We start from the raw sequence: 19,364 nt of genomic DNA on the forward strand, positions 1-19,364 counted from the left end.
ATTTCATAAAATTGTGAAATAAAACGGGCAGGTCAAACGTCTAATAGATACAAGCGGACAGAACCACTGGTTCTCAACATACATAATGATTTGACCCAAGGAGGGGTGTACAATGCGGTGGATGTGGATCATTCCGGGCCTGGTGATGGCCCTTGCGGCACTTTGTCTGATCGCGGTGTGGGGGCGCAGATTCCGCCGCCCCTCGAAAGGCGAGATCAGCCTGATGGCCACGGTGAAGCGGGTGGCGGCTGCCGGTGCGGACCGGGTGCCTGTGACCTTTGTGGCCCGCGGGCAGGAGATCGCCCTCACCGTGCCGGAGCATCTGGCCCGGCAGCTGTTCCCCGGCCAGCGGGGTGTGCTGACCTACAGCGGCAGCGAGTTTATCTACTTCGTGCCCCGGGAGGAGCTGTTCTGCGACGACGGTTCCGAGGGCCTGTTGCAGGTGTCCTGACCCAGAATCTTCCATCCAGCCAGCCGCCGGAAAACCGGCGGCTGGCTTTTTCTTTGCCGGTGGGTATGCTATAATACTTTATAATACATAAAATACGGAAAGGGGGCGATGCGCAGTGCAGAAAACACTGGACCGGCTGTTTTGGGCGGGCTTCTGCCTCGTCCGGGGCTGGATCCTTCTGAACAGCGTGGTGCGCTGGCAGCACAACGGCCCGGCGGCTCTGGCGGTGGGCGCGGCGCTGGCGGCGGGGGTGTGGGCCCTCTCCAAATGGGTGCTGCCCCGGCTGAACAGCCTTTCGCCAAAGCGCTGGCGCATCCTCTTTTTTACCGTCTTTGCCCTCTATGCCGCCGCCTTCTCGGCTATGGCCTGGCTGCTGGCGGAGGTGCCCATCATGGACCAGGAGGTGGTACTGCGCAGCCTCACAGACCTGCTGGACGACGGACGCTTCGGGGTGTGGAGCGGCTACTACATCATCTGCAACAACAATCTGGGCCTGGCGCTGGTGCTGGGCGGCTGGTACTGGCTGGCGGGGCTGTTCGGTTTTGTGCCGGACTCTTCCCTCATGGGGGTGGCCCCGGGCATTGCGCTGAACGTGCTGGCGCTGCTGGCCTCGGTGGCCCTGTGCTGCCTGCTGGCCCGGCGGGTGTTCAAAACCAACGGTGCGGTGGCGCTGGTGTTCCTGCTTTGCGCGGCCTTCGCGCCTTTCTGGCTCTACAGCCCCTGTTTTTATTCCGACACCCTCTCCATGCCTTTCGGCCTGTTGGCGCTGCTGGCCTTTGACGCCTGGAGGCGCGAGACGCGGCCCCGCTGGCGGTTGCTCTTCGCGGCGGGCGCCGGGGCGGCGGCCTTCGTGGGCTACGCGGTCAAGGGCAGCGTGGCGGTGATGGCTGTGGCGTTGGTCATCCAGTTCTTCCTGCAGACAAAGCCCCGGCGGGCGCTGGCGGCCTGCGGCGCGATGCTGGCGGCTTTTGGCCTGCTGGCCGGCGGCTACCGTCTCTGGCAGCGGGCCTGGCTCATCGACTGGGCCGAAGAGGAGGCCCTGACCCTGCCCATCCAGTTGTGGTTCTGCTACGGCAGCCACGACGACGGCAACTACTCTCAGGCGGACTACGAGGCCGCCATGACGGTGGACACCATCGCCGAGCGCAAGGAGCTTCTGAACGCGCGCATCGCGGCCAACTACGCTTCCTATACCCCGCTGGAACTGGCGGAGTTCGTCACCCGCAAGGCAGCCATCACCTGGGGCGACGGCCTTTACAACGCCGAGGAGTTCCTGGCCACCCCCCAGCGGGCCAACTGGACCCACAAGTTCATTCTGGAGGGCCAGCCGGGCTATATGCCGATGGTGTATTACTGCCAGGCCTATCTGTACATGATGCAGCTGCTGGTGCTGGTGTGCGCGGTGCGCCGGGCCCGGCGTCCCGTCCCCGGGCTGCTGACCCTGACGGGGGTGAGCGTCACCGGCCTCATCCTGTTTCTGAGCCTGTGGGAGACAAAAGCCCGCTACGCATTCAACTTTACTCCATTTTTGCTGCTGATGGCGGCCGCAGCCCTGCTGGGGCCGGAGGAAGAAACGAACTGACGCCTGTTTTGTGAGAAGGAGGAGTCTTTTGTGGAACAGCCCCTGGTAAGCGTGATCGTGCCGGTCTACAACGCCGGCGAACACATCGCCCGTTGCATCGAGAGCATCCGGCGGCAGACCTATCAGAACCTGGAGATCATTATCGTCAACGACGGCTCCAAGGATGTGAGCCTGCACGTCTGCGAGATGTACGCCCGGGTGGACAAACGCATCCTGCTCATCGACAAGGCCAACAGCGGCGTGTCGGCCACACGCAACCTTGCCATGGACATGGCAAAGGGCAAGTATCTCCAGTTTGCCGACAGCGACGACTACCTTGCCCCCGACGCCACCCGCCTGCTGGTGGAGGCCGCCGAGGCCAACCAGACCGACCTGGTCATCGCCCCCTATTACCGGGTGGAAAAGACAAAACCCCTTTTCGCCAAAGAGGAGGACAGCTACCAGACCATCCAGCAGTTCGGTTTTCTGGACAAGGGCTTCTACGATAAGCATGCCTTCGCCAAGGGGCTGATGAAGGAACCCGCCAGCTTCTACTACGGCGTGATGTGGAACAAACTCTACCGGCGGGACATGGTGCAGAGCCACGACATCCAGTGCAGCGAGGAACTGTGCTGGAGTGAGGACCTGCTGTTCAACCTGGAATACATCCGCTACGCCGCCCGTTTCTACGCGCTGGACGAACCGGTGTATTACTATGTGAAAAACCCCCAGAGCCTTGTCTCCACCCAGGTGACGCTGCGCAACACCTTCAAGATCCTGTCGGTGAAAGCCAGCCTGTTCGCCTATTACAAAAACCTCTACGAGGAAATGGGCCTCTACGAAGAGAACAAGCTGCAGATCTTCAAGTACTTGGTAGCGGTGGCGGAGGCCTGAGCGGGCGGCTTTACACCTGTATGCACATGTGATAAAATAATCCGCGGATTTGAGAAAAATGCCGGTTTTGCGGGAAATGGGGCGAAGGAGCTTGAAAAGGATACTGCGGGCGCTGATCCTTGTGGCGTGCGTTGCGGCGCTGGCTGTGATTGCCGCCGTGCGGGGTTACCAGGCGTCCGTCAGCCTGCTGGGCGCAAAACTGGTGGACAGCGAGGAGCTTGCCGCCATCACCGCCCTGCCCGAAGTTTCTTCCGACGGCTGTGTGCTCCACTGGAACGGCCAGGTGCTGCCCTACGACACCCAGCAGCGGGCCTACTGTTTGTCCCAGCCGCTGGACGGCGAGGCCACCGGACGCCTTTCATCCACCTGGGGCAGCGTGTATCTGCCTGCGGACCAATGGGCGGACGGCTGGCAGGAAACCATGGCCGAGGGCCGGCGGCTGAGCGTTTATGTGAGCGACGGAAAGCGCTGGTGCCGGCTGGAGGTCTATCTGTCCGGCCTGCCGGTGCTGGTGCTCCACACCGAGACCAGCGAGCCCATCCAGCTGGACCCGGCAGTGGTGGGGCAGACCATGGCCAACCTGCCGCTGGCCTACAACTACGGCTCCATGACCCTCTTCTGGCCCGAGGGCAACACCCGGGTGCAGATCCAGTCCAGCGGCGCCGAGTGGCACTGGCGGGGGAACGCCAGCCTTTTTGCCAAAAAGAAATCCTACCGGCTGAATCTTCTGGACGAAAAATTGCAGGACGAAAACCTGGACCTGCTGGGCCTGGGTGAGGAGAACGGCTGGGTGCTGGTGAACTTCTCCACCGACTGCACCCGCGTCCGGGATAAAGTGGCCACCGACCTGTGGAACGAACTGGCGGCCGTTTCGCCCCACGACCCGGCCGGCGCCGAGATGGAATATGTGGAGCTGTATCTGGACGATACATATCTGGGCGTCTACGGGCTGTGCCGGTCGGTGAGCCGCAAGAGCATGGAGCTCTCCGCTCAGGACGTGATGTACAAGTGGCGCCAGGCCAGCAGGATCGACGATGCCACCATCGACCAGTTGGAGGAAGAACAGACCACCGAGTGGCTGAACCGGGTGGAGATCGTCTGGCCCAACATCGGCGCAGAAGGGCTCTGGGAGCCGCTGCGCAGCTATGTGAACACCCTGCACACCGAGGGTGCCGACTGGCAGACCATTGAAGCCACGGCAGACGTGGACAACCTCATCGACATGGCGCTGTTCAAACAGTTCATCTGCGGGGTGGACAACCTCATCCAGAACCAGTATCTGATCTGGCGCGCCGAGGACGGCCGCTTCTACCGGCTGCCCTGGGACATGAACTACTCCTTCGGCGATGCCTTTGACAGTTACCTGCAGCGGGACCTTGCCGCCCTTGCCCTGCCGGATCTGGAGCTGGACGCGCTCTATGCCGCCGACCCCGAACGCACCCGGCAGATGGTGGCCGAGCGGTGGAAAGAGCTGCGGCAGACAGTGTTCCGCCTGGATCATCTGGAGGAGATGTTCCGGGCCGAGACAGAAGTGCTCACCGCCAGCGGCGCCTGGTCCCGGGACTACGGTCTGTGGGGCGAGACCGATGCCTACCAGGGCCTTTCGGAGCATCGGTCGCTGACGCTGGAAGAGACTCTGACGTTCATGGAGAGCCGTCTTGACTTTCTGGACGAGTATCTGGCGGACTTCACCCCCGCCGACCGGGAGGGGTTCGATGTACTACAGAAATGAGTGGAAATATCTGGTCACCGACGCCGACCTGGTGGTGCTGGGTGCGAGGCTGAAAGCGCTGCTGCCTTCGGACAGCCACCAAAAGGGCAGCGCCTACGCCATCCGCAGCCTGTATTTTGACGATATGAGCAACAGCTGCCTGCGGGAAAACGAGGCCGGCGTGGACGACCGGAAAAAATACCGTCTGCGCCTTTACAACGCCGATCCTTCCCGCATCCGGCTGGAGATCAAGGAAAAACTTCACGGCAAGACCCACAAATCCAGCTGTTTTGTGACCGACGGGGAATGCCGGGGCATCATGGCCGGCCGGCGTCCGGCCATCGGTGCCGAGACGCCGGCGCCCCAAAACCTGCTGAGCGTTGCCATGGCATCCAGAGGCATGGCGCCCCGGGTGATTGTGGAATACGAGCGCACCGCCTTTGTGAACCGCTCGGGAAACGTGCGCATCACCTTTGACCGCAACATCGGCGCTTCCAACAGTCTGGGGGCGTTTCTGGAGCCCCGCGTGCCCCTCACGCCCATCCTGCCGCCGGGGGTGCATGTTCTGGAGGTCAAGTTCGACGAATTTCTGCCGGACTATGTGGCGCAGGCGCTGGAGCTGGGGAGGCTCCGGCAGACCGCGTTCTCAAAATATTACTTGAGCCGGCTGGCCCTGCCCGGGCCGCTGGCGGAAAGGGCCAGGGAATATGAGTTTTAGCGACGTGATCAAAAAAAGCGTTCTGGAGGGCTTTGCCCAGAGCGACATCGGCACCGCGGCCATCGTGGTGTGCCTGGGCATCACCGGGGTGATGGCGCTGTACATCTACGCCATCTACCGGTTGGCCAGCCGCAGCGCCTTCTACAACCGGGACTTCAACAAGACTCTGGCGCTGATGCCCATCGTCACCGCCGGCATCGTGCTGGCGATGCAGAGCAGCATCGTCATCAGCCTGGGCATGGTGGGCGCGCTGTCCATCGTGCGTTTCCGCAACGCGGTGAAGGATCCCATGGACCTGCTCTATCTGTTCTGGAGCATCGGCGTGGGCATCATCTGCGGCGCGCGCCTGTTCGAGATCGCGGTGGTGGTGAGTTTGGCGGTCACGGCGCTGATTTTCCTGCTGGATCTGGTGCCGGCGGCAAAACCGCCCTATCTGCTGGTGGTGAACAGCACCGACACGGGCATCGACCCGGCGCTGAACGAGCTGCTGAACCACTACGCAAAGGGCGCGCGGGTGAAGAGCCGCAATGTGAGCGCCCACGGGCTGGACTTGATTTTGGAACTGCGCACCGGCGACGGGGCGCAGCTGGTGAGCGCCTGTGCGGCGCTGCCCGGCGTGGAAAGCGTCAACCTGTTGGCCCACGACGGCGAAGTGCGCTATTGAGCAAAGAGGAAAAAGGCCCCGGACCATTCGGTCCGGGGCCTTTTTGATGCGGTTTTACTGTTTAGCAGCGGGGGCTTCCTTCAGCGCCCGCTCCAGCCACATGCCGCCCACTTCCAGCGCGGTGTACAGGCCGGTCTTGGAGCTCTGCTTCACCACCCGCTCGGGCAGGGGCTTGGTGGAGTCGGTGCTCATCAAAATCACGTGCAGCTTGTCGGCCACGGTGATGCCGTTCTCCTCTTTGGTGGTGAGCACCTGCATGAACACCACATAGGGGTCAGACAGGCTTCCGTAATAAATTTCGTTGCCGCAGCGCACCAGCGGGCGGCCCTTGTAGGTAAGTTTCGGGGTGAATGCCATGATTTTGTGGACCCTCCGTTTCCGTCGTAACGCGGCGCCGCAAAAACGCCGCAGGATATTTTCTATTTATTATACCACAGCCCGGCCTGTTTGACAAATAGGCCTCAGCGGTCCTGGTGGGTGCGCTCGATCTTTTCCTCGTTCAAAGCCACCTTCTGGGCCAGGATTTTCATCTTGGAGTCCATCTGGCTGATGCGCAGGCTCATGAAGAACACCTTGAGGATGAGCAAAAAGATGATGGCAAGATACACCACGTTGATGGGGGCCTGCACGCCCAGCGTGCTTGCCGTCCAGTAAGCCAGTTCCGGGAAGATGCTCAACAGTAGTAGCAGCCCGGAAAAGACGAACCAGAAGATGCTGTCCTCGATCTGGATCTTGGCCCGGCGGATGCGGCCCAGCACAAACACCACCGTGAGCAGGCTGCCCAGAACCAGCAGCAGCCGCAGGGAGAGGGGATAGTCCAGCATGTCACAGGCTCCTTTCGGTGTAGGGGGTGAGAGTGTCCCGCTTGCGGAACCACTGGATGAGCAGGATGGAAAGGCCCATCTTGATCATGTATTCCACCGAGCGGGCAAAGTTCAGGTAACTGGTGCCGGCGGTGCGCTCGCCCATCTCCACCTGCAACTCCTTCACCACGGCGCCGTTTTTGATAAGGTAGCTAATGGTGTCCGGTTCGGGGGCGTAGTTCAGGTTCGAGGCGAATTCCTCCAGCATCTTGCGGTTGAACATCCGCATGCCGCTGGTGGGGTCGCAGATGGCTTTGCCGGTGGTCAGCCGGATGGCCCAGCTGATGAGGTAGCTGCCCGCCATCCGCAGGCTCTTGGGCTTTTTCACCGTGACGAAACGGCTGCCGATGACGATGTCCGCTCCGCCCTCCAGCAGTTCCAGCATGGGGGCGATGTAGCGGGGAAGGTGCTGGCCGTCGGCGTCGAACTGCAGCGCGCAGTCGTAGCCATTCTCGGCGGCGTAGCGCAGGCCGGTCTGAAACGCCCCTGCCAGGCCCAGATTCACCGGCAGGTCGATCAGATGGAAGTCGTTCCGGCGGCACAGGGCGGCGGTGTGGTCGCGGCTGCCGTCGTTCACGATCACGTAATCGTACTGGGGATAGTGCTCGATGAGGTCTTCCACCACCTGCACGATGCTGGCCTCTTCGTTGTATGCGGGGATCACGATCAATAATTTTGCCATACTTTCCCGTTCGCTTTCTGTCAGTTTTGGGCGGCGGTCAGCTTCAGAAGCCGGTCGCACACCGCGTCCCAGGTGAAATGCTCTTCCAGCCGCGCGGCGGTCTTGGCTGCGGCGGTGCGCCGCCAGTCCTCGTCGGTGAGTGCCCGCCCCAGCGCCGCTGCCAGAGGGTCGGCGTCCGCCGAATCCAGCTGGATGCCGTAGGTCTCGTCGGCCAGCAGCTCATCGCTGCCGCCGGTGCGGGTGGTCACGATGGGGCAGCCGCAGGCCGCCGCCTCCAAAAAGGTGGTGGGGAATCCCTCGGCGTAGTAGGTGGGCAGGCAGTAGACCTGGCTCTGGGCCAGCAGCTGCATGGCCTTCGGGTAGGCCACCGCCCCCAGCAGATATACCCCCGGCGGGCAGTCTTTCCGCAAAGTGGCCAGCAGCGGACCGTCGCCCGCCACTGCCAGCGCCGCGCCGGGCACGGCCGCCGCGGTGAAGGCTTCAATCAGTTCCGCCACGCCCTTTTCGGGGATGATGCGCCCCACAAAGGCCGCCAGCGGCGCGTCGGGGGCAAGGCCCAGCTCTTTGCGCCAGTCGATGGCGTCGGGGGCTTGGGCCAGAGCGCGCACCTCGGCGGGGTCCACCGCGTTGTACAGCTGGCCCTCGGCCTTGATGCCGAAGTGCTCCAGCCAGCGGCAGACCGCCCGGCTCACGCCGTAAAACCGCATGTGGTAAGCTTTGAGCACCGCCGCGGCGAAATGCTCGTAAGCCGCGCCCGCCGTGTTCAGAAGGGCGCTGTTCATGGGCAGGTGGCCGGTGGAGTGGTCCACCACAATGGCCGGGATGTGCCGCTTTGCCGCCTCGCGGGCGGCGTAGAGGCTGCTGACGTAGAACCGGGTGTTGATGAGGCAGAAGTCGATTTTGCGATCCCAGAGCAGCTTTTCCAGCCGGGCAAAGTCCCGCCCGGGGCGCAGCACGGGAAAGCGCCCGCCCATCAGCGGCCACACCGGCAGCCGGATGATCTCGATGCCCTCGGCGTCGGTCTCATGGTCGGGCAGGCCGGGCAGGGCGCTGGTGACCACCAACGCCTTGTGGCCCGCGGCGATGACGCGGCGGGCCAGATTGTAGGTGTAACGCTCCACCCCGCCCACGGTGGGCAGGTACTGGGCCGAGAAAAAGCAGATGGTCACCGCCGCCCGCCTCCTTTTGGGCCGTCAGGCCTTTTTCTTGTAGACGAATTCCCGCTGGATCTGAAAGCTGAGGAAAAACAGGACCATATCCACCAGCGCCTTAATGAGGATCTCCCAGCCGCCCGGAGGGCACAGCAGGGAGGTGAACAGGCTCACCAGCCCGGCGCTGACCAGCATCTGGGCCACGGCCAGCAGGAAATAACGGGTGGCTGCCCGCCGGTGGTCGGCTTGGCTGTGGAACACCACCCGGTGGTTGATGTAGTAGTTGTAGCTGGCGGAGAGCAGCCGCGCCAGAGCGGTGCAGACAAACACCACCAGGATGCGCCCGATGCCGTTGGCAGAGGGGATAAGCAGCCCCATCAGCAGCAAAAAGAGGCTGAACAGCGCCAGATCCAGCACGCTGGCCGACACGCTGGCAAAGAGGAACCGCCCGAAAATGGCGTAGATACGCGCCGAATCCCGCAGGGGATGGAAGTGGGAGGTGTGGTTCTCTTTGGAGTCGTAGATGGTCTGGATGGGCAGTTCCCGGATGGCCACCCGGTCCCTTGTTTCGATGAGCATGTTGCTCTCGAACTCGAACCGCTCCCCGGGCACGCGCATCAGCCGCCGCATGAAGGCGGTGGGCACGCCCCGCAGGCCGGTCTGGGTGTCGTTCACCGACACGCCGCACAGCGCCTTGAACATGAAGCAGGTGATCTTGTTGCCCCAGCGGCTGTTGAAGGGCACGCCCGGGTCGTCAAAATCGCGGCAGCCCAGCAGCAGGCTGTCCGGGTGGGCGGTCATCTCCTCCATGAAGCGGAGGATGTCCGCGGCGGAGTGCTGCCCGTCGGAGTCGGCGGTGATGGCGCCCGGCGCGTCCGGCCAGGTGTTCAGGCAGTGGTTGAAGGCGGTCTTGAGTGCCCGCCCTTTGCCCAGATTCACCGCATGGCGCAGCACGGTGCAGCCGAACTGCCGCTGTGCCTGCTCAAAAACAGGGGTGTATTCCGGCCCGCTGCCATCGTCCACCAGCACGATGTTCTCGATGCCGGCTTCTTTCATATCCGCCAGCAGCCCGGGCAGACGCTCGTCCGGCTCCAGGCTGGGAATGATGACCGGAACGGCTTTGAAATCAACCATAAAAAAGTCCTCGAATCGGTTTTATCGTGCCACCACGGCAAGGAAAACGTTCAACAGCACGCCGATGTCCGCCAGCACCGCCGCAAAAACGATGCCCCGGCGGCAGTCGCCGGCAAGGCGCAGCGCTTTCGGCTGCACCAGCAAAAGCAGCGGCAACACCGGCAGGAAATAACGGCCCTGGAAGCCGTAGATGGTCTCGTAGTAGGTGGGCGTCCAGGAGATGCAGCCCAGCACTGCCAGCCCGCAGCAGCACAGGGCAATGAGCAGCGCGCCCCAGCGGGCGTACGGGGGCACGGCCCCCTCGTCGGGGCACAGCCAGGCCAAGCCCAGCAGGCAGTAGAGCAGGATGACCCAGCCCCAGGCCAGGTCCAAAGGCTTGTCCAGCCCGAAATAGCCCAGGGTGCCGCCCACGATGGTGCTCAGATAATGATCGCCCTGCTCCACCACCGAGCGCACGCACAGCTCAAAGGTGTCCAGCGGGTGGGAGAGGATGTAGGGCAGGGTGTAGCAGATCATGTCCGCCTCGGTGGACATGCTGTCGGCGCCAGAGGGAGAGGACATCTCTTGCGCCGGGGCCTCCGGGGCAGTTTCCTCGGGAGCGGTTTGCTCCTGAACGACGCTGCTCACCGCGCCGGCGGCCGCGTCGCCGCCGGAGTGGGTGAAGCCGGCGAGCAGATAGGCCGCGCCGGAGTTCATCAGGAAGGCCGCGACGCACAGCGCCAGGAAACCGCCCTTGATCCAGAGGGAGAACCGGCCCAGACGCACCCGGGGAATGAGCAGGATGAGCGCCGCCAGCGGCAGGTAGACCACCTTGCTGGGGGCGATGATGACCGCCAGCAGGACGGGCAGCACCAGCTGTTTCCAACCGATGCGCTCCCGGGGGCCGAAGGCCAGATCCAGCAGCAGCGCGGCGAAGAAGAAGCACAGTGCCAGAAGGTTGGAGTCCCGGCTGTAGGAGGCCGCCAGATGCAGCGTCATGGGCAGCATTGCCGCCACGGCGAACACCGGTTTTGCCACCGGCGTGCGCTTGACCGCCCAGGCAGAGAGGAAAGCAAAGAAGAGTAGATTCGCCAGCCGGCCCAGAAACAGGGTGGCGGCAAAGCTCAGATGCAGCCAGAAGCCCACCAGCACGGCCAGGCCGCTGATCCAGTAAAGGGTGTAGCTGCTGTCCACCTGATACTCGGGGAAATCCTGGGTGTCGCCGGTGGGGTCGGTGTTGGCCCGGCCCAGCACCTTGACGATGTGCTGCCAGGTGAAAACGGTGGTCTGGTCCACCTGAAGCAGCACGTCCTGGTCCGACGGGCGGCGCAGGGTGTCGCGGATGTGGCTCTGGGCCACCGGAAGGTCGGGGTTATAGATGGTGCTGGCCAGAGTGAAGCTCTGGTTGATGTGGTACTTTTCGTCCGGCGCGGCGTAGGGCGGTAGCAGCACGTTGAAGATAAAGCCCAGCAGCAGCACGGCGCAGAACACCATGCGGTGCAGCGCGGCGCCCCGGCTGTAGAGCCAGTAGAGCAGCGCCGCCGCGGCAATGCAGCCCGCGGCAAACACCCAGTAGAACTTGGTCAGAAAGCCGCCCACCCGGGCCTGGGTGCCCAGCAGGGCAACGGTGCCGTCCACTTCCTCGCCGTCCACCGTCAGGGACACGCCGGCGGGCATACCACCCTCCTCGTAGCCCACGCACAGCCGGCCCTCGCCGGTGTAGTGGGGAATGAGGGTCAGGGTGTACTCCACCACTTCGCCGGGATTCTCCACAAAGCGGTCCAGCCCCAGGGTGGTGTAGTAGGCTTCCCAGCCGTTGTAGATGTAGCGCATGTCGCCGGTGGAGCGGGCCAGCTCCTCGCCGGTGACGCTGTCGGAAAGGATGAGCTCCAGTTCCCCTTCGGGGGGCGTGTCCTCGTCCTCAGCGGCCAGCACAAGGCTTACCGCCAGCAGGTCCCGGTCGCAGGAAAAGCGCTGTTCCATGCGCTCTTCGATGGTAACGAAGCTGTGGAACTGGTCGTTGATGGCCCAGCTGCTGCTCTTTTCGCCCTGGCCCCGGATGTGGGTCAGCCAGACGGCGGCGAACACCGCAAAGAGAAAAAAGGCCAGCAGAACGCCGGTGAGCACCCGTTTGTGATCCTTGCAAAATTTCAGAACTTTCTGCATTCCGTTGCCTCCCGGCTTTTTTGTGGGGCGGGCGTTCAGCCCTTGGCGCCGTATACCTGCTCCACCAGAGCCTCAAACCGGCCCTGATGGCGCAAAATGTGGACCACAGCGTCCCGCACTGCGCCCTCGCCCCCCTTGCGGGGGCTGACATAATCTGCCCGGCGGCGCACCATTTCCTCCGCGTCGGCGGGGCAGGCCACAAAGCCCGCCAGTTCCATGGCGGCCAGGTCGTTCCAGTCGTCGCCGGCGTAGGCCACCTGCTGCCGGGTGTAGCGCTCCTCTTTCAGAAAAGCGGCCAGATAGGCGGCTTTGTCCTTGCAGTTCTGCACGCACCAGTCCAGGTGCAGCTCCTCGGCGCGGCGGCGCACCGGCACACTCTCGCGGCCGGTGAGGATCATCACTTTGATGCCCGCCGCCCGGGCAAGGGCCAGGCCTGCGCCGTCCTTCACCGAGAACTTCTTGGTCTCGTTACCGGTGGAGTCCAGGTACAGCCCGCCGTCGGTGAGGGTGCCGTCCACGTCCAGCACCAGCAGTCGAATGTCGTCCATGGTTTATCCTTTCCGGTAGTGGCTGGGGGTGACAAAGGTCACCTCGAGGCCGCAGCCGCCGATGGCCGCGGTCATGGCCCGGTTGTAGTCCGCGCCGCGGGGTGTGTGGTTCTTCATGCGGGGGTCGCAGTAGTTCTCGCTGCCCGGCTCATAGCCGTCCGCGCCCGCCAGAGCCACTTCCTTCACGCCCAGCTGCTCCAGCAGCCGCAGCAGCATGATGAGGCTGTTGGCGCCCATGGTGAAGGCGCCGGCCAGGCTGTTGTAGTCCAGCCGGTAGTCCGCCTCGCCCTCCAGATTGGAGGTGCAGAGCACCGGGCAGGGCAGGGCCGCCAGCGGGTCAAAGCGCTTGCCGCTGGAGAAGAAGGCGTAGTCCGCCTTGAGGTCCTCCGGCACAAAGTTCGCCGCGATGACCACCGGCTTTTCACGGCCGATGAACTCCTCCACCTCTTTGCGGTGGGTGTTCAGGGTGCCGCCGGGGGCAAGGCACAGCACCTTGCGGCCGGCCAGCGCTTCGGCCAGCCGAGCGCGGTCGGCGGAGTCGTCGATGCGGTTGTCTTTGTAAGCGGCGTACAATTCGTCGGCGTAGGCCGCGTCAAAGGCGGTCTTTTTCTCCGGAACGATGCGGCTGAGCAGATGGTTGATGTCCCGGTTGGACAAATCGCCCTTGTCCAGGAAATGCTCGGCGTAGTTGCGGTGAAGATTGTATTTGGCCGACAGGAAATAGGCCGGAGAGTAGCCCCAGGGGCTCTTTTCCTTAATGGGCAGGATGTGCTGCTGGATGGCGTCCAGCATGCGGTCGATGTCGTAATTCTTGCCGAAATTCTGGTTCAGATAGTCGGCGATCAGCTCGATGCACAGGTTGCCCGGGGTGCGGCCCATGCCCAGAAGGCTGGCGTCTACCGTGACGTCGCGGCCCACCAGGTGCATGTCCAGAAAACGCTGGGCCAGGCTGAAGCTCTGGGCCAGATTCTCGTGGAGGTGCAGGCCCAGGGCGATGTCCTTGGCCAGGTTGTTGTCCACCAGACGCACGATGCGCTCCAGGTCCTGCATCTGCATGCTGCCGAAGGTGTCCACGATGGAGAAAGCGAAGGGATGCAGCTTGTTCACCTGCTCGCACAGCCACAGAACGCCCGCGTCGGAGTAGCCCATGATGTTGATGGGGTTGCAGCTGATCTTATAGCCCTTGTCCTGAGCCTTGCGGCAGAACTCGAGGCCGGCGTCGATGTCGTAGTCGTGGAAGGTCACCCGGATGAGGTCGATGCCGGTGCCGTCCCAGGGCTCCAGCTTGTCGATGTCGTAGAAATTGTGCAGCGCCATACCGGAGAACATGGTGTTTTTCCGGTCGGCGGGCAGCACCTTTTTCAGCTCGGCCACCGTGTTCCAGCGGCTCTGCTCCATATCCGGCTCAAGATTGCGCAGAAAGCCCACCTCAACGATGTCGGTGCCGGCGTTTACAAGGCTGGACACGATGTCGCGGATGTTCTCAAAGCCGAATTTCCAGTCGTTCACATAGCCCCCGTCCCGCAGGGTGCAGTCGAGCAAACGGATGTTAGGCATAAAATTTTCCCTTTCTGCCTCCCAAAGGAGGCTCCGGGCGCGCCGCAAAGCGCCAAAAAGTCAAATATGCGCCCCGGCCCGCAAAAGCCGGAGGCGCGGTCAGCGGCTTTCCCGCCGGCGGAGGATATCACACACGATGTCCACGTCTTTGGGCGTGTCCACCGATACGGTCTTGTAGGGGGAGAGCACCGCATGCACGGTGTGGCCGTTCTCGATGAAGCGCATCAGGTCGTTTTCCTCGGCCTTTTCCAGAGCGCTCTTCGGGGTGGCGGCGTAGAAATCCAGCGCCTTTTTGCTGAACAGCTGGATGCCGGTGATCTTCTCGTACTCAAAGTCCGCCGTTCCCTTGGGGTAGGGGATGGGGCTGCGGCTGATGAGCAGGATCTCCCGCTTCGCGTTGCACACTACCTTCTGGTTGGAGAAGTCGATCACGTCCGCAGGATGCTCCATGCGGTTGGTCACGCCCGCCACATAGTAAGGGTCGGCGGGTAATTCTTTCGGCAGGATGAGCTCAAAAGCCTTCGGGTCGATGAGGGGTTCGTCGCCCATGATCTGAAGGTAGAGGTCGGCCTCGATGAGGCAGCTCACCTCCTGGATGCGGGCGGTGGGAGTGTCGTGGTCGGCGCGGGTCATCACCGCGTTCATGCCGTACTCGTTGCACACCGCCAGGATGCGCTCGTCGTCGGTGGCCACCACCAGATCGTCCAGCAGGGGACTTTGTTTCGCCGCCTGGTAGACCCACCACACCATGGGCTTGCCCAGAATGTCCGCCAGAGGTTTGCCCGGCAGACGGCTGGACTGATAGCGGGCGGGGATAACGCCGAGAATTTTCATGGAAAAAACCTCTTTTCCGCCCCGGTATCAAAACGAATCGGGGCCCTCTGTTCTTTCATAAAGGGGCACAAACTTTAAACTCCGGGCAAGGCCAGCGCCTCGTCCAGAGTGAGGGAGACCTTTTCATCGGCGGCCTCAAAGGCCTTCAGAACGGTGGATTCCACCGTGACAGCCCGCGCAAAGCGGAAGGGCAGGGCGAAATTCAGCACCTCGCTGGGCATCGTCCGGTCCAGCACAACCGCGTCGGGGAACAGCGCGGCGTAGTCCGAGGTGTCCCGGGGATGAGCCTTGACGAACAGCGGCCCGCCGGCGCAGTATTGTTCCGCCACAGCTTTGTACATCCGCCGCTGGGTGGTTTCGTCCGTAAGATGCTCGCTGACGAAATCCCGCGTCAGGAGCAGCACCGCCCCGGCGCAGTCTGCCGGCAGGGGCGCGGTGAGGAACAGGCCGCACAGCAGCGCCTTTTGCTCCCGGGTGAGGGCGGCGAAGGCCGCTTTGTGGCTGCACTCGGTCAACCGCTCTTTGGGAAAAGGCACAGTGGCGCCCGTGAGGCTCTCGGCCTCGATGGACTTCACCTTTTTCCAGTCGCCCCAGTAGAGGTAGCCGTAGCCGAAGGCCCGGCGCAGGGCAAAACGGGGCAGCGCCCGCTGCTGCACGATCAGCTGATGGCCGCCGTCCGCGCAGGTGCTGGCAAAGGTATCCTCGCAGAGGATGTAGGGCAGCCCTTTGTCCTGCAGATACCGGCCCAGCACGCTCCAGTCGTTGTGGATATAAATATCCCGGTACTTCGCGCCGTCCAGAGAAAAACCGTAGTATTTCTCCACATTTCGCCGCCCGGCCAGCCGCTGGAAGAGCAGGGTGCGCAAAAAGCCGTTCTGAAAGGCGTTTCCGCATCGTTCTTCGTCAAAGATGCGCACACCGGCGAACAGGCCGGTGGCCTCAAGCCGCCGGGCCAGCACATCGGCCCTGGGCACGCAGGCGCTCAGCACCATCTCGGGCGGGCAGGGAGCACGAAAGGCCCGGCACACTTCCACCAGCACCTGATAGGGGGTGTGGCAGATATACAGATCCGGCTTCATTCGGCCGCTTCCTCCATGGCCACTACCTTCACCGGCGGGAAATGGATGTGGCCCCAGCCGGCGGCCCACTCGGGCAGGGTGCGGTCGGTGTTAGTGATCTCAAAGGCGAATTCCTGGTTGGGCTTGTCCAGACAGATGGCGCCCGCCAGTTCCCGCTCGAACACGTCCAGATAGAAGAAATACTGGCCCTCGCTGAGGATGGAAGTGTCGAAGGTGAAGGTGGTCTCGTAGAGCACGCCCGGCTCGGCAGCGCCCAGCGTGACGGGGTGGGTGATGCCCACGGGGCTGGAATCCCGGTAATGGATGTTCAGCTTCATGTTCACCGCGTCGAACTTCTGATTCGCCCGCCAGCGGATGCGCACCCGCAGCGGCTCGCCCGCGGCAAACACGCTGCTCTCCTTGTCCACAAAGTCCAGCGTCTCCACCCGCAGGCGCTTGCCCGCGCTGGAGGTCATGCGGCCGGTGTTGGTCAGGTCGTAGTGGACCACGTTCACGTCGGTGGTCTCCATGTAGATGGCGATGGCGTCCTCCACGTTGCCGTCAAAGATGACGCGGCCCTTGTCCAGCACGATGCAGCGGGTGCACAGCTGGCGGATGGTGCTCATGTTGTGACTGACGTAGAGCACCGTGCGGCCCTCCTGGCCGGCCACGTCGCTCATCTTGCCCAGGCACTTCTGCTGGAACTTCATGTCGCCCACGGCCAGAACTTCGTCCATCACCATGATCTCGGAGTCCAGATGGGCGGCCACCGCGAAGGCCAGCTTCACGAACATGCCGCTGGAGTAGCGCTTCACCGGCGTGTCGATGAACTCGCCGCACTCGGAGAATTCGATGATCTGGTCCAGCTTTGCGTCCACTTCGGCCTTGGTCATGCCCAGAATGGAGCCGTTCATGTAAATGTTTTCCCGGCCGGTCATCTCGCCGTTGAAGCCGGTGCCCACCTCCAGCATGCTGGCGATGCGGCCCTTGAACTTGATCTCGCCCTCGGTGGGGGCGGTGATGCGGCTGAGCAGCTTCAAAAGGGTGGACTTGCCCGCGCCGTTGCGGCCGATGATGCCCAGGGCCTCGCCCTTATACACCGTCAGATCCACGCCGTTCAGCGCCATGAAGGTCTGGCCGAACAGGCGGGTGTCGGTGCCGATGGGCAGGTTGGGGTCCTCTTTGCCCCGCACCCGGGCCCACCAGCTCTGCAGGTCGGCGGTGAGGGTGCCGCCGCCGATCTGGCCCAGGCGGTACTGTTTTTTCAGCCCGGTGATCTGGATTACCGGTTCGCGTTCGGTATTCGTCTGCATTGTCATTGTTCTTGTACCTCCCGCGTCACACAGTGTCCATAAAGGTCTTTTCCACCCGGCTGAACAGCACCACGCCGATAGCCAGCATCACAAGGCTGAAAACGGCGCTGTAGATCAGCCAGCCCGGGCTGATCTGGCCGCAGCCCAGGAGGGCATAGCGGAACACCAGCACCGGCTCGGTCATGGGATTCAGGCGGATGAGCGTTGCAAGGCGGGGGCTGTTGGCCGTCAGCTCGTTCATGGAGTAGACCACGGGCGTGGCGTACATCCACAGCTGCACGCCGAAGCCAACAACGATGGCCAGGTCGCGGTATTTGGTGGTGAGGCTTGAGACGATGATGCCCACGCCCAGGCCCAGGATCGTTACCAGCAGCAGCACAACGGGCAGAGCCAGCACCCACAGGTTCATCTGCACGGTGCCGTATTCCTGGCCGAAGAAGTAGAACCAGACCCAGAAGATGAAGAACATCAGCATCTGGATGCCCAGGTTCACCAGCGAGATGAGCACCTGAGAAACGGGCATGGTCAGGCGGGGGAAGTACACCTTGCCGAACAGGCCCGCGTTGGACACGAAGGTGTTGGCGGTGCCGGAGATGCAGGCGGAGAAGAAAGACCAGATGGCGTTGCCCGCCATGTAGAACAGGAAGCTGGGCACGCCTTCCTCCGCCAGACCGGCGATGCCGCCGAACACCACCGTGAAAATGACGGTGGTGATGAGGGGGTTGATGAGGATCCAGGCGGGGCCCAGAATGGTCTGCTTATACATGGTAGTGAAACTGCGCTTGACGAACATGGTCACCAGATCACGGTACTGCCACAGTTCCTTGAAGTCGATGTCGAACCATCCGGTGCGGGGTTTGATGACGGTGGTCCACTGCTGTTGATTTTGCTCCAAGGGAAAACCTCCTTAAGATGAAGATCGCTTTTTGTATTTACAGAATGACGCGGCTTTTTCGCCCTGTGCGCAGAGCGTTCAGACGATAGCCGGCCCAATAGACCCGGTGATACCAGCGGGAATCCGCCAGTTTCCAGCGCCCCAGCAGCCCGCTGAACCGGACCCAGCCGCGGCGCATGGGAAAGAGAAACGGCGTATAGCAATCAAGGGATGCGGCCTGCCGGAGCAGTTCCTGAACGGTGGGGCAGGCCAGATGGCGGCGCGCAAGAGCGTACCCGTCCGGCTGCGCAAGATCCACCGAAAGCCCGCCGGCAACGGTTTGCAGCATCTGAATGAAAAGCGCGTCCCGCGGGGGCCCCTGCAGGGGAAAGTCCTCGGTGAACCAGCGCAGCAGACGGCCGACCAGGCGGATCTCGTCCTCGCAATAGCAGGGCTTGTACAAAGACGTGATGCTCGCCTCGTTCCCCGTCTCGTAATAATACAGAGCCGTGGGGCAGAACACGGCCTCCTCATGGGCCGGCAGCAGCGACCACTGCTGGATGTATTCCATGCAGAATGTGAGGTCCTCGCCGTAGTGCAGGTCCGTTTTGAAGGCAAGGCCCGCCGAGCGGATCAGGTCCAGCCGGAACAGTTTGTTCCATACATAATAAAGGTATCCGTCCACAAGCAGCTGGCCGATCTGATCTTTCGGGAAAAAGGACGGTGTGATCTCGGGGGCAGCGGGAGAAAAGCGCGCCGGATCGTTGGTATAGGACCACACGATCAGCCCGTTGGGATGTTCGGCCTGGACCCCCAGCACCGTCTGCAGGAAATACGGCGGCCAGAGGTCGTCGCTGTCCAGAAAAAGAACAAATTCGCCCCGCGCAATGCGCAGCCCGGCGTTGCGCGCTGCGCCCGGGCCCTGATTCTCCTGCTGAAAGAGGATGAACCGGTCGTCACCCGCCGCGAATTCCCGGCAGATACGGACGCTCTGATCGGGGCTTCCGTCGTCGATCAGAAGGCATTCCCAGTCGGTGAAGGTCTGCGCCGCCACGCTGCGGAGGCACCGCGCAAGGAAGCGCTCGGCCCGAAAGACAGGGATTATGATGCTCACTGCGGGCAGAGAAATCATCTCCTTTTCTTGCCGGAAAGAGAGGCGGGAAAAACAGGTGCAACCTATAATATACCATAAAGCACGGCACAAGA

The 19,364-nt window shown here is 62.7% G+C and carries 19 protein-coding genes; 6 read left to right on the forward strand and 13 right to left on the reverse strand.

The window, feature by feature from the left end:
• The first annotated feature begins 112 nt into the window (after nucleotides 1-112).
• The 6 genes from ACMNAY_RS04945 to ACMNAY_RS04970 all read left to right on the forward strand — a co-directional run bounded on the left by ACMNAY_RS04945 (nucleotide 113) and on the right by ACMNAY_RS04970 (nucleotide 5,999).
• Nucleotides 113-451 (forward strand): hypothetical protein, encoded by a 339-nt coding sequence (locus ACMNAY_RS04945; RefSeq protein ID WP_418718606.1) that lies wholly within the window; start codon nucleotides 113-115, stop codon nucleotides 449-451.
• Between the two features lie 115 nt (nucleotides 452-566).
• Nucleotides 567-2,033 (forward strand): hypothetical protein, encoded by a 1,467-nt coding sequence (locus ACMNAY_RS04950; RefSeq protein ID WP_418718607.1) that lies wholly within the window; start codon nucleotides 567-569, stop codon nucleotides 2,031-2,033.
• Between the two features lie 30 nt (nucleotides 2,034-2,063).
• Entirely contained in the window at nucleotides 2,064-2,906 is an 843-nt protein-coding gene (locus tag ACMNAY_RS04955) for a glycosyltransferase family 2 protein (protein ID WP_418718608.1), read from the forward strand.
• 91 nt (nucleotides 2,907-2,997) lie between these two features.
• The gene (locus ACMNAY_RS04960; protein ID WP_418718609.1) at nucleotides 2,998-4,638 is read left to right on the forward strand and encodes a CotH kinase family protein; all 1,641 of its coding nucleotides are present in this window, start codon (nucleotides 2,998-3,000) and stop codon (nucleotides 4,636-4,638) included.
• Entirely contained in the window at nucleotides 4,622-5,335 is a 714-nt protein-coding gene (locus ACMNAY_RS04965) for a polyphosphate polymerase domain-containing protein (protein WP_418718610.1), read from the forward strand. Before ACMNAY_RS04960 ends, ACMNAY_RS04965 begins: the two co-directional genes overlap by 17 nt.
• Nucleotides 5,325-5,999, forward strand: a complete 675-nt coding sequence (locus tag ACMNAY_RS04970) for a DUF4956 domain-containing protein (RefSeq protein ID WP_418718611.1) — start codon at nucleotides 5,325-5,327, stop codon at nucleotides 5,997-5,999. Before ACMNAY_RS04965 ends, ACMNAY_RS04970 begins: the two co-directional genes overlap by 11 nt.
• A 54-nt stretch (nucleotides 6,000-6,053) precedes the next feature.
• Here the strand turns inward: ACMNAY_RS04970 and ACMNAY_RS04975 are convergent, their stop codons facing one another.
• The 13 genes from ACMNAY_RS04975 to ACMNAY_RS05035 all read right to left on the reverse strand — a co-directional run bounded on the left by ACMNAY_RS04975 (nucleotide 6,054) and on the right by ACMNAY_RS05035 (nucleotide 19,290).
• A complete protein-coding gene (locus ACMNAY_RS04975; RefSeq protein WP_418718612.1) occupies nucleotides 6,054-6,356 on the reverse strand; it encodes a hypothetical protein in 303 nt (100 codons plus the stop codon).
• Between the two features lie 104 nt (nucleotides 6,357-6,460).
• Nucleotides 6,461-6,823, reverse strand: coding sequence for a DUF2304 domain-containing protein (locus ACMNAY_RS04980; protein WP_418718613.1), 363 nt, complete (start codon nucleotides 6,821-6,823; stop codon nucleotides 6,461-6,463).
• A 1-nt stretch (nucleotide 6,824) separates the two neighbouring features.
• Nucleotides 6,825-7,544 carry a glycosyltransferase family 2 protein gene (locus tag ACMNAY_RS04985; RefSeq protein ID WP_418718614.1) on the reverse strand — a complete coding sequence of 240 codons (720 nt, stop codon included), beginning with the start codon at nucleotides 7,542-7,544 and terminating at the stop codon, nucleotides 6,825-6,827.
• 20 nt (nucleotides 7,545-7,564) lie between these two features.
• Nucleotides 7,565-8,713: a glycosyltransferase family 4 protein gene (locus tag ACMNAY_RS04990; RefSeq protein WP_418718615.1), complete on the reverse strand. Its 1,149-nt coding sequence runs from the start codon at nucleotides 8,711-8,713 to the stop codon at nucleotides 7,565-7,567.
• Between the two features lie 24 nt (nucleotides 8,714-8,737).
• Complete coding sequence (locus ACMNAY_RS04995; protein WP_418718616.1) at nucleotides 8,738-9,829, reverse strand: glycosyltransferase; 1,092 nt, start codon at nucleotides 9,827-9,829, stop codon at nucleotides 8,738-8,740.
• 21 nt (nucleotides 9,830-9,850) lie between these two features.
• Nucleotides 9,851-11,974: a DUF2142 domain-containing protein gene (locus tag ACMNAY_RS05000; RefSeq protein ID WP_418718617.1), complete on the reverse strand. Its 2,124-nt coding sequence runs from the start codon at nucleotides 11,972-11,974 to the stop codon at nucleotides 9,851-9,853.
• Nucleotides 11,975-12,009: 35 nt separating this feature from the next.
• The gene (locus tag ACMNAY_RS05005) at nucleotides 12,010-12,522 is read right to left on the reverse strand and encodes a KdsC family phosphatase (RefSeq protein WP_418718618.1); all 513 of its coding nucleotides are present in this window, start codon (nucleotides 12,520-12,522) and stop codon (nucleotides 12,010-12,012) included.
• Nucleotides 12,523-12,525: 3 nt separating this feature from the next.
• Nucleotides 12,526-14,079, reverse strand: coding sequence for an aldolase catalytic domain-containing protein (locus tag ACMNAY_RS05010; protein WP_418718619.1), 1,554 nt, complete (start codon nucleotides 14,077-14,079; stop codon nucleotides 12,526-12,528).
• A gap of 99 nt (nucleotides 14,080-14,178) precedes the next feature.
• Entirely contained in the window at nucleotides 14,179-14,913 is a 735-nt protein-coding gene (locus ACMNAY_RS05015; protein ID WP_418718620.1) for a 3-deoxy-manno-octulosonate cytidylyltransferase, read from the reverse strand.
• A 74-nt stretch (nucleotides 14,914-14,987) separates the two neighbouring features.
• Nucleotides 14,988-15,992, reverse strand: coding sequence for a glycosyltransferase family 52 (locus tag ACMNAY_RS05020; protein WP_418718621.1), 1,005 nt, complete (start codon nucleotides 15,990-15,992; stop codon nucleotides 14,988-14,990).
• Entirely contained in the window at nucleotides 15,989-17,284 is a 1,296-nt protein-coding gene (locus tag ACMNAY_RS05025; protein WP_418718622.1) for a polysaccharide ABC transporter ATP-binding protein, read from the reverse strand. The genes ACMNAY_RS05020 and ACMNAY_RS05025 overlap by 4 nt, the downstream gene beginning before the upstream one ends.
• Before the next feature lie 25 nt (nucleotides 17,285-17,309).
• On the reverse strand, nucleotides 17,310-18,179 hold the full coding sequence (locus ACMNAY_RS05030) for an ABC transporter permease (RefSeq protein ID WP_418718623.1): 870 nt from the start codon (nucleotides 18,177-18,179) through the stop codon (nucleotides 17,310-17,312).
• 37 nt (nucleotides 18,180-18,216) lie between these two features.
• Nucleotides 18,217-19,290 carry a glycosyltransferase family 2 protein gene (locus ACMNAY_RS05035; RefSeq protein WP_418718624.1) on the reverse strand — a complete coding sequence of 358 codons (1,074 nt, stop codon included), beginning with the start codon at nucleotides 19,288-19,290 and terminating at the stop codon, nucleotides 18,217-18,219.
• Nucleotides 19,291-19,364: the final 74 nt, after the last annotated feature.

The sequence above is a fragment of the Candidatus Allofournierella merdipullorum genome (genome assembly GCF_048426865.1).
In the GTDB taxonomy this organism is placed as follows: domain Bacteria; phylum Bacillota; class Clostridia; order Oscillospirales; family Ruminococcaceae; genus Allofournierella_A; species Allofournierella_A merdipullorum.

Excerpts from the sequence above, each read along its gene's own strand:
- ACMNAY_RS04945 (WP_418718606.1), top strand. The coding sequence starts at position 113 with ATGCGGTGGATGTGGATCATTCCGGGCCTGGTGATGGCCCTTGCGGCA.
- ACMNAY_RS04965 (WP_418718610.1), top strand. The coding sequence starts at position 4,622 with ATGTACTACAGAAATGAGTGGAAATATCTGGTCACCGACGCCGACCTG.
- ACMNAY_RS04970 (WP_418718611.1), top strand. The coding sequence starts at position 5,325 with ATGAGTTTTAGCGACGTGATCAAAAAAAGCGTTCTGGAGGGCTTTGCC.
- ACMNAY_RS04975 (WP_418718612.1), bottom strand. The coding sequence starts at position 6,356 with ATGGCATTCACCCCGAAACTTACCTACAAGGGCCGCCCGCTGGTGCGC.
- ACMNAY_RS04980 (WP_418718613.1), bottom strand. The coding sequence starts at position 6,823 with ATGCTGGACTATCCCCTCTCCCTGCGGCTGCTGCTGGTTCTGGGCAGC.
- ACMNAY_RS04985 (WP_418718614.1), bottom strand. The coding sequence starts at position 7,544 with ATGGCAAAATTATTGATCGTGATCCCCGCATACAACGAAGAGGCCAGC.
- ACMNAY_RS04995 (WP_418718616.1), bottom strand. The coding sequence starts at position 9,829 with ATGGTTGATTTCAAAGCCGTTCCGGTCATCATTCCCAGCCTGGAGCCG.
- ACMNAY_RS05000 (WP_418718617.1), bottom strand. The coding sequence starts at position 11,974 with ATGCAGAAAGTTCTGAAATTTTGCAAGGATCACAAACGGGTGCTCACC.
- ACMNAY_RS05005 (WP_418718618.1), bottom strand. The coding sequence starts at position 12,522 with ATGGACGACATTCGACTGCTGGTGCTGGACGTGGACGGCACCCTCACC.
- ACMNAY_RS05010 (WP_418718619.1), bottom strand. The coding sequence starts at position 14,079 with ATGCCTAACATCCGTTTGCTCGACTGCACCCTGCGGGACGGGGGCTAT.
- ACMNAY_RS05015 (WP_418718620.1), bottom strand. The coding sequence starts at position 14,913 with ATGAAAATTCTCGGCGTTATCCCCGCCCGCTATCAGTCCAGCCGTCTG.
- ACMNAY_RS05020 (WP_418718621.1), bottom strand. The coding sequence starts at position 15,992 with ATGAAGCCGGATCTGTATATCTGCCACACCCCCTATCAGGTGCTGGTG.
- ACMNAY_RS05025 (WP_418718622.1), bottom strand. The coding sequence starts at position 17,284 with ATGCAGACGAATACCGAACGCGAACCGGTAATCCAGATCACCGGGCTG.
- ACMNAY_RS05035 (WP_418718624.1), bottom strand. The coding sequence starts at position 19,290 with ATGATTTCTCTGCCCGCAGTGAGCATCATAATCCCTGTCTTTCGGGCC.